The following is a 437-nucleotide window of genomic DNA, read 5'->3' as shown; positions in this document are numbered from 1 at the left end:
GAGGGGCATACATTGCTCGTCCTACCCCCTGCCACATGTTTATAATTTGTTTTATTCTACACTGGAGTGTGATGATTGAAGTACTATTAGTACTATTAGTACTGTTATTAACCAGTTCTGAAAAAGTTCTATTAAATAGGTTTGATGTGTTGCAATAGAAAAATTCTCCTCTACAATTAAAGCTATGTGTTGTAATTTCTAGGTCCCCTCCCGAACTGCGTTGAAAGCTTATTGTTTTATTAGGGAAGTGTTCTAGTAATTTTCTACTTACATTTTGTAAAGTGGCATTCCATTTCTGTTCATTAATGTTACAATATGCGTATCTTATATCTCCTATTATTTCTCCTGTTGCATAGAATGTTTGTCCTGGTCCTATCCTCATACTTTTTCTTGTATTATTGTTGGGCCTTATACACACAATTTCTACAGGGTCTTTA

At 34.3% G+C, this 437-nt stretch carries 1 protein-coding gene; it reads right to left on the bottom strand.

The genetic code is table 11. The features are described 5' to 3' along the window. Positions 1-382 (bottom strand): hypothetical protein (locus A6X21_RS25830; RefSeq protein ID WP_240490136.1); only part of this gene is annotated, 382 nt, incomplete at its 3' end. Positions 383-437 lie beyond the last annotated feature (55 nt).

Source organism: Planctopirus hydrillae (assembly GCF_001707835.1).
Lineage (GTDB): Bacteria > Planctomycetota > Planctomycetia > Planctomycetales > Planctomycetaceae > Planctopirus > Planctopirus hydrillae.
The sequence above is the reverse complement of the archived record's forward strand: the minus strand, read 5'-3'. Positions and strand labels throughout refer to the sequence as shown.